This window comes from Pseudoalteromonas sp. S1612 (assembly GCF_005887175.1).
Classification (GTDB): domain Bacteria; phylum Pseudomonadota; class Gammaproteobacteria; order Enterobacterales; family Alteromonadaceae; genus Pseudoalteromonas; species Pseudoalteromonas undina.
In genome coordinates, this window is sequence record NZ_PNDH01000146.1 from 1 (window position 1) to 257 (window position 257).

A 257-nucleotide genomic window follows, 5' to 3' on the forward strand; every position below is an offset into this window, starting at 1 on the left:
AGCACAGCAACACTACCCAGGCATGGATAAGTTAACTCGCTCGGTAATAAATGGCTTTCAAAAGGCGTACACGTGTTTACTTATCAGGGTTGTTATATGAAACGGCAAAGCAAGGCAATGATGCCTACATAGACAATAAAAAAGAACTCGAAATACAACCTAATAATCAGTACTTACAGCAAGAGATATTGCGCAGAGCTAAGCACCAAGGCTATGCGGATGTCTACAAACAATTTTAGCGACAGTTTGGTGAAGTA

The 257-nt window shown here is 40.5% G+C and carries 1 protein-coding gene; it reads left to right on the forward strand.

Annotated elements, in window-relative coordinates:
* Positions 1 to 50: 50 nt before the first annotated feature.
* Positions 51 to 239 (forward strand): hypothetical protein, encoded by a 189-nt coding sequence (locus tag CWB78_RS18455; protein ID WP_249930485.1) that lies wholly within the window; start codon positions 51 to 53, stop codon positions 237 to 239.
* Positions 240 to 257 lie beyond the last annotated feature (18 nt).